The 8,192-nt window shown below is 45.3% G+C and carries 5 protein-coding genes; 1 reads left to right on the top strand and 4 read right to left on the bottom strand.

The genetic code is table 11. The features are described 5' to 3' along the window. The first annotated feature begins 47 nt into the window (after positions 1-47). Complete coding sequence (locus XMM312_RS11380) at positions 48-593, top strand: hypothetical protein (RefSeq protein ID WP_173489285.1); 546 nt, start codon at positions 48-50, stop codon at positions 591-593. Between the two features lie 614 nt (positions 594-1,207). Here XMM312_RS11380 and XMM312_RS11375 read toward each other — a convergent pair. The 4 genes from XMM312_RS11375 to XMM312_RS11360 all read right to left on the bottom strand — a co-directional run bounded on the left by XMM312_RS11375 (position 1,208) and on the right by XMM312_RS11360 (position 7,906). Further along, complete coding sequence (locus XMM312_RS11375; protein ID WP_173489284.1) at positions 1,208-4,060, bottom strand: type I restriction endonuclease subunit R; 2,853 nt, start codon at positions 4,058-4,060, stop codon at positions 1,208-1,210. Between the two features lie 8 nt (positions 4,061-4,068). Then, positions 4,069-5,262, bottom strand: coding sequence for a restriction endonuclease subunit S (locus XMM312_RS11370; protein WP_173489283.1), 1,194 nt, complete (start codon positions 5,260-5,262; stop codon positions 4,069-4,071). A gap of 11 nt (positions 5,263-5,273) precedes the next feature. Beyond that, positions 5,274-6,824, bottom strand: a complete 1,551-nt coding sequence (locus tag XMM312_RS11365) for a type I restriction-modification system subunit M (protein WP_173489282.1) — start codon at positions 6,822-6,824, stop codon at positions 5,274-5,276. An 86-nt stretch (positions 6,825-6,910) separates the two neighbouring features. Beyond that, the gene (locus tag XMM312_RS11360; RefSeq protein WP_173489281.1) at positions 6,911-7,906 is read right to left on the bottom strand and encodes a hypothetical protein; all 996 of its coding nucleotides are present in this window, start codon (positions 7,904-7,906) and stop codon (positions 6,911-6,913) included. Positions 7,907-8,192: the final 286 nt, after the last annotated feature.

The following is an 8,192-nucleotide window of genomic DNA, read 5'->3' as shown; positions in this document are numbered from 1 at the left end:
TTCGTTGCGGACTGACATGCATTCTAACAAGAAAGCGGAGCCACTTAATGACAGATAAAGTGCTATACATTACGGGCAGAGGTGGTGACCATACCAAGGGGCTGGGTGGATATATCAGCACACTGGTACCAAACTATTCAGGTGTATCTGTCAGTGTTCCATTCCTTAGACAATGTGTTGATGAACAGATAGTTGAGATAAGAAGAGCTATAACCAATCATGGTACCGGCACACTGATAGCTAACTCTTATGGAGCCTACCTTACCATTCTCTCACTTATCGACTTCGAGCATGAATTAGAGCAGGTAGTGCTTCTGTCACCGGTGCTGGGTAAAGCTATGGCTAAAGACCGTATGTACTACTCACGCCCTCCAGCTACGGTTCGAGTTAGCAATGCAATTAAAGAGAGACGGATTAACCTGCCTGAGCGTACGGCAATATTTGTTGGAACGGAGGATGAGCTATACGATCCACCTTTGCTGGCTACGTATACTGAAATAATTGGTGAGAGTAATGTGTATTTGCTTGAGGGTCAGCATCACAATCTAGACAAGGACTTGATGCAAGACATACTCAGAGAGAGATTGAGGTAATAGGATTGGTATGTTTTTTCATTTGATGAGCTGAGGATTGCATCTTTATAGGCTTACAAAATCTACAATGATTAAGGCTACAAGGAATAAAGTCAGAAGTGTTACCACACCTCCCCAAAATCTATATCCATAAGATGACTTGGTATCTGTGTACACCCTCAGTCCAGCTCTAGTGCTTCCTAGAGCTAACCCTCCCCAAAATAATGCCAAAACTATAGAAACTAACCAGCTGATGATTTTTACAAGTAGAGGTTCATTGAACGCAGGGGTAGCAAATGCCGCTAAACTGAGTATGACACTACCGATAAAAATAAAGTTAAGCAGAAACGAAATCTTCAAGTTAAAGCGTCCATTTATGTGCTTTAATACCAATTCAAGGAATTTCAAAACTTGCCCCTTACTTCTCTTGATTGATGAACATTCTAATCGCCAGCAAAGCAGTAACACAGGCAACTAAAAGAGCTAACAATGGTGACAAAGTCTTTAGCAACATCGTCTGCATTTTAAATTCATGTGCGATTCTAAGTATCAAGAAGTTTAATGGGATAGTTGATAAAGTTACTATCAACAGAAATATGGCTGACTTAATAATCATTAATAACTCATGTTTTTAGTTAAAAGTGGTAATACTTCTCGACGTACCCAGTTATCTGTCCAAGCAGTTTAGGCACAACTGTTCTACGCTCTAATAGCTTTGGCTTGTTTCGCATTGTTCGTGCTACATCATCTTTAAGAGGTGTTCGTCCATCGTATAGGTAGGTATCTATAAGCTCACCCAGCTCTATCTCCAGCAGGTTCTCGTCCTCTACGAGCTGTTTAAAGCTCTTCTCACGCTCTACAGCTACGAACTTCTCGAATTCTTCTTCAACCTCATTAGGATCAATGCCATCCATCTCGTGCATGATGAAGGCTTCTATCAGCTCTCGCTTGCTACGTAGGTTTGGTGTGGTATCCAGTAGCTTGAGGATGTGCTCACGCTGTTTAGGCTGTTCTTCTTCATTGGCTTCAAGGTACTTAGCCAGTAAAGCAAGGATGTACGCAACATTGATCTCGTCTTTGTGGATCAGCTCCAGTTCAAAGTCCACGTCATCTAGAATAGAGGTCTTCTCGCCATCACCCTTGCCTTTGAACTGCTCGTAAAGATCAAGGTACTTGGACTTGTAGTCTTCGTAGGTCTGCTCTGTAAGGTCTAGGTCGGCCCATTTGAAGTCACTGAAGCCATCTAAAATGTTCTTAGTACGCATGAGCGCCCTGAAAGCCTGTACGAAGGCGAGCTTAGCGTCCTCATCAGGTAAGTCATTAACGCTATCAACAGTTGGAGCAACGGCCAGCAATGCCTCTACATCAGTATTAAACCGCTCAACGTAATGCTCGTATGGTTGCATCAGGATGATGTCTTTAGCGTCCTTGTTAGAGAACAAAGCAATGGCATCATCTGTGTTCTTCTTCAGGTTACGGAAGCAGACGATGTTACCCTGACTCTTCATCTCGTTGAGTATGCGGTTGGTACGGCTGAATGCCTGTAGGAGGCCGTGGTACTTGAGGTTCTTATCTACGTACAATGTATTCAGCGTGGGGCTATCGAAGCCCGTCAGGAACATATTCACGACCAGTAGTAGGTCAATGTCTCTATTCTTAACTCGCTTGGAGATGTCGTTGTAGTAGTTGTAGAAGCTCTGTGAGTCTCTGGTGGTGAAGCGAGAGCCGAAGAGCTGGTTGTAGTCTTCTATGTAGCTCTCTAACTTGTCACGGCTGTGCTCATTAACTGGTGCATTCACAAGGTACTCTACGCTCGCTTCACCGATCTCGTAGATGCCGTTAGCATCCTTATCCTCTTCGTTAGCGTTGTAGCTGAAGATGGTCGCTATCTTGAGCTTATGTCCTTTACGTTTGAACGCTTCGTAGTATTTGCAGAGTACATCTACACTGCTTACGCACATCATGGCGGAGAACTCACGAGAGTGGGTCTTACGGTCATGGTTGGCGATGATGTAGTCAGTGATCTTGTCTATGCGCTCATCGCTCTCCAATAGCTCCTTGATGTCTATGTTCTCAACTTCAATATCTACTTCAGTAGCTGAGCCTTCCTTCTCTCTGTATCGCCCTATGTACTCCACAGAGAACGGCAGTACGTTGTCGTCATTTATTGCATCCGTAATAACGTACCGATGCAAGATATTTCCAAATAACTCCGCTGTTGTGCGCTTACCATATTTATTGGCTACTGCACTAATTGGGAAAATAGGCGTACCTGTGAAGCCGATTAGCTGAGCGTTAGTGAAAAAGCCTGTGATGTTCTTGTGCGTCTCACCAAACTGGCTACGGTGGCACTCGTCAAAGATAAACACCACTTTGCAATCTTTCACTGACTCCATCTGCGAGAGGTAATGTGGCTTATTGATAGCGGTGTTGAGCTTCTGGATGGTGGTGATGATGAGGTTACTGTCTTTCGCCACACCCCTATTGTCTGTGTGCTTACCTAAGAACTGATTAACCAGCACACGAGTATTGTCCGTACCGTCTACAGAGCCGTCACTGAAGCTGTTGAACTCTTTCGTGGTCTGGTAATCCAAGTCCTTACGGTCAACAACAAATACCACTTTCTCCACTTCAGGGAGCTTGGTGAGTATCTGTGCCGCTTTAAATGAGGTCAGCGTCTTACCTGATCCAGTCGTATGCCAAATATAGCCGTTTTTATTGCTATTCTTGATCCGATCAACAATCGCCTCTACCGCATAGTATTGGTATGGGCGAAGCACCATCAGAATCTTGGGTACTTCAGCCAACACAATGTACTTACAGATCATCTTAGAGATATGACACTTCTCTAAAAACGTCTCTGCGAACTGATCAAGGTTGGTGATGTTCTTGTTCTCTTTATCCGCCCAGAAGAAGGTCTGCTTGAATGACTGCTTGCGGTTGTTGGAGTAATACTTGGTATTCACCCCATTAGAGATGATGAATATCTGTACGTAGTTGAACAGAGCGCTATTGGAACCGAACGAGTGACGCTGGTAGCGGTTAATCTGGTTGAAAGCTTCTTTAAGCTCTATGCCACGTCTTTTAAGCTCTATCTGGACGAGTGGAAGGCCGTTAATGAGCAGGGTAACGTCATAGCGGTTCTTGTACTTCCCATCGATAGTGACCTGCTGTGTAACTTGGAAGCGGTTCTGGCACCAATGCTCGCTATCTAGAAACTCTATGTACTGCGTATCGCCATCGTCTTTGAGCAGTGCGAACTTGTCTCGAAGTATCTTCGCCTTCTCAAAGACATTGCCTTTGTTCAGGTGGTTGAGCACACGGCTAAACTCTGTATCACTTAACGTAACCTTGTTGTGCTTTTCTAGCTGAGAGCGGAAGTTAGCAAGCAGGGCATCTTCATCAGGAATAGATACAGCGTCATAGCCTTGCTTGATGAGTTGTTTAACAAGGTTATCTTCTAGAACTGCTTCGCTCTGTTTACTCATGTTTACTCCTACACGAACATCTGCTGGAGCAGACCTTTTTTGAAGGTTTTGGCTGAGGTCAGTTGATCTGCCAGATGCATTAACTTTGAATCAAGTGACTGCAAAAAACTTGCAATTTTGCTCTGTTCCTCAAGCGATGGGCTCTGGATAATGATTTGCGAAAGCTCTTTTTTTCCGATCTCTAGAAATGTAGAACCAGATGCACGCCTTACTAGCTCTCTCTTGTTAAAGCATATCCAGTAATAAACGAATTCGTGATCATTTTGATCGTTGACCACGAGGGACTGAAAACCCTGATTCGTTGTGCATGGAGCTGTTGAAATCCCAACATCTCCAACAGTAGCTCGGGTTGAGAGTAATAGGGTTCCGACAGGAAGCAGTTTTGCAGAGGACTTAGCCAGACCCTTCTCAGAAATCTTTCGAGCGCTATGTCCTAGATACTTGGTTTTAATCTCGGTTGGTGTGAACCAATCTATCTCACCATCCCAGTAATCTGAGATTGAAGTATCAGGAGTACCTCCCCCAACAACGTCAGCCACTTGGCTCAATTTTGCGTTACTCCACTCCGGAAACTCATTCCCATCATCAGCTTTGAAGCGTATCTCTTGTGAGAACAGCTTCTGCATCACGCCTTTTTTGTATTGCTTGAGCAGTGCCTCTTTTTGGGTGAGCTGTTCTATCTTGGTGTCGACAGCGGTGAGAAAGGCGGCTATTTTTTGTTGTTCCGATGGCGTGGGTAAAGTAATCGGAATCGAGTTACATGATTGCTTATTCATGTATGGTACAGACGTTTTAGTTGCAACAATTTCCATATATTTTGTTTGCCGACCTATCTGATAGGCTAAAAACTCTACCGACTGGTTGTCTTGTGGCAAAAATGCATGCAACTGCTGATTTATAACAATAGGGGTTTTGTTAATAGCCGTTACCCCTAATTCACCGACACAAGACATAATAATCGAATCCACAGGAACAACCCTATTACCGGTCCTTTGTGCTTCATCGGTTGTTATCCTGAGTTCTGTCTCTGATCCCAGTATGTACTTAGAAGATATGTCTGGTGTCGTAATCCACGGTATTGAGCCATCAAAAGATTTGGGCTTATTCCGCCCCGGCACAATACAGTCTGATAAGTCACCAATTGAGTGAAGTGACCATTCTCCGTCAAACTCCCCAAACCTCAACTTCGGCACATTACTCATCACCACCTCCATCAAAAGGGCTTAGCGATACCCAGCTCTTCGCAGAACTTGGCTATCGTTGCATCGGTGGTGGTCATTTCAGCCTCAAGTGTTTGTAGCTCGGCACTGACTGCCGCAAGGTCCACAGGTTCTTCCTCTTCAAAGGTATCTACATAGCGAGGGATGTTGAGGTTGTAGTCGTTCTCTTTGATCTCGGCCATTGAAGCGAGGTGCGAGTATTTCTCTATCGCTTCACGGTTTGTGTAAGTATCTACAACCTTTGTTACGTGCTCATCGGTCAGAGCATTCTTGTTGCCTGCCTTAACGAAATCGTTCGATGCATCAATGAACAGAACCTTATCGGAATCCTCTCTGCACTTTTTAAACACAAGGACGCAGACAGGTATTCCGACACCAAAGAATAAGTTAGCAGGCAGACCGATAACAGCGTCTAGGTAGTTGCGATCTTCGATCAGGTACTTACGAATATGACCTTCAGCCGCACCACGGAACAGTACGCCATGAGGCAGTACGATGGCCATAGAGCCGTTTTCGTCTAGGTGGTGGATCATGTGCTGTAGGAAGGCAAAGTCCGCCTTAGAGGACGGTGCGAGCTTACCGTACTGGCTGAAACGGTCATCGCTCAGGAACAGGTCATTCGCTGACCACTTCGCACTGAAGGGCGGGTTAGCTACGATTGCTTCAAAACGCTGATCCATATGCTGAGGATGCTCAAGCGTATCGTCCTGTTTTAGGTCGAACTTACGGTAGTGCACATCGTGCATGATCATGTTCATGCGAGCGAGGTTATAGGTAGTGCGGTTAAGCTCCTGACCATAGAAGTTAGAGACTTCGTTCACCTCTTTAGCCACACGCAACAGTAACGAACCAGAACCACAGGTAGGGTCATAGACAGACTTAAGCTTGGACTTACCGACCGTTACCAGCTTGGCCAGTATCTTGGAGACCTGTTGTGGGGTGTAGAACTCACCCGCCTTCTTACCAGCACCAGCGGCAAACTGACCAATCAGGTACTCGTAGGCATCACCTAGCACGTCTCTATCGTGGTTCTTCAGCTCAAAGTTGATGTTATTGAGGTGGGTAAGCACCTGCACGATGAGCTTGTTACGAGCGTCTACTGTCTTGCCCAGCTTGGTGGATGTCAGGTCTAGGTCTTCAAACAGGTGTACGAAGTCATCTTCTGACTCAGTACCCATTGTTGTCTGTTCGATGCTTCGGAGGATGCTGGTGAGGTCTTCAAGGATAAAGGTGGTAGCCCCACGCTTTGCTACCTCAGAGAACAGCTCTTCAGGGCGAAGGAAGTAACCAAGCTTCTCAATCGCCTCTTCTTGGATCGCTTCTATATAGTCGTCTTCGTCAGCCGTGCCGATGATGTCGAAGTAGCTAACGCCATCCTCAGCCAGAATCTCGTTGGCGTAGTCTTCCATCTTCTCAGAGAGGTACTTGTAGAAGATAAAGCCAAGTATGTAATCACGGAACTCATCAGCATCCATCTTGCCACGCAGAGTGTCTGCGATGTTCCAGAGCTGAGCTTCTAGTTGTTTCTTTTGTGCTTCTGACACTATAGATACCTACAACGTAAATAAAATCATATGGTTAGATTAGCACCAACTGCGAACAATTATTATCCCTGCAGAGACTTAAAGCTTTATTGCAATTCTGATGTAACCTTTTTGTATGCTAACGGCATGATCTCGTCCAGATCATCCGCAAACTTCTCTTTGACTATAAAGCTGTCGTGTAGAGGAATAGTCACTATGCCACGCTCCAAAAGCATGGCTATGACCTCAAGGGCGATCTCACTTTCTATGAGCTGAAGCCTCTTCCACGCCCCGCCATTAAAAAGAAGGTCACGTACGACAGCGTGATAGTTCCAGAACATTTCGTACAGGTCTTCAGCTTCACTCATCAGATCAGGCGAGCCAACCTTCATCTCCTTCCTAATGGCTCCTATTGCCTGCGTACGAGAGGAGCTACCGATTGTCTTGGTGAGTATAGTTTTCATCCAGTACCTGCGGATGTCATCACTTATGTCGTACAGGTCGCCTGACGGCTTTTCTATACCTTTTAGGGCGTACATCAGGGTCATCTGCATTGACGCATAATCACCCTCATAGACAGGCTGACGATCGAAAGTCAGGTGCGGTCGTATGACCTTAGGACAGCGCTGTACCCAGTGACCCCAGAGACGCCCACCACTCCCATCTTGCTCGGAGAAGCTACGGAATAGCTGATTACCAATCATGCCCGTTAACTTGCTAGAGCCATCTTTAAAGTTCCAAGAAGCTAGGTATGTGGCGTAGTCTGGATAGGCAATATCTATCTTCAATCGTTTGAGGCGTTTGTTAGCTTCAACCAAGAATTGTTCACGAGGAGCAAACTCTCGTTCAATAGCTGTGTAGACACGCTGATCATCGTCATCTAGGGAAGAGATGACTACGAGACTAGGCTTCGGATTACTTGTTGGGCGAGCTGTGTATCCGTATGGATGGTTAGGAAACACTAAGCGCTGTTTAACGAGCCAATCTTTAAAGGTTGGATTCAGCCCAATCCGTGTCCACTGCCCTTCTCCCGTCTCTCTGTTGTAAGTGCCTTTGTTTACCAGTATGAAACCATGCGCTTTACCCATGACTTCAAGCAACAAACTAATAGCAGAATATGATAGATGCCCATAATTGCTCTCGGTGTGATATCCATTTGGATTTAAGGGTAGAGAAACATAATCATATTTACCGGGAAAAGAAGCTACGTGAGCAAACGAGTGAAGAAGGTGTTTTAACGCAACCAAGTACAACTTAGTTGATGCTCGGGTGTATTTAGGATTTAAGGAGAGAGAGGGCTTTAAACTTGCAAATAGCTTTCTGTTTGCATCATCTAGTGCACGAGAGTACTTACTGTTTTGGTCATTCTCTATCCTTGCCCATAATGGG

Origin of the sequence: Marinobacterium sp. xm-m-312, assembly GCF_013283295.1 — a bacterium.
In the GTDB taxonomy this organism is placed as follows: Bacteria; Pseudomonadota; Gammaproteobacteria; order Pseudomonadales; family Balneatricaceae; genus Marinobacterium_E.
This window is presented reverse-complemented; position numbering and strand designations above follow the sequence as displayed.

Coding starts and splice junctions, on each gene's coding strand:
- XMM312_RS11380 (WP_173489285.1), top strand. CDS start 48: ATGACAGATAAAGTGCTATACATTACGGGCAGAGGTGGTGACCATACC.
- XMM312_RS11375 (WP_173489284.1), bottom strand. CDS start 4,060: ATGAGTAAACAGAGCGAAGCAGTTCTAGAAGATAACCTTGTTAAACAA.
- XMM312_RS11370 (WP_173489283.1), bottom strand. CDS start 5,262: ATGAGTAATGTGCCGAAGTTGAGGTTTGGGGAGTTTGACGGAGAATGG.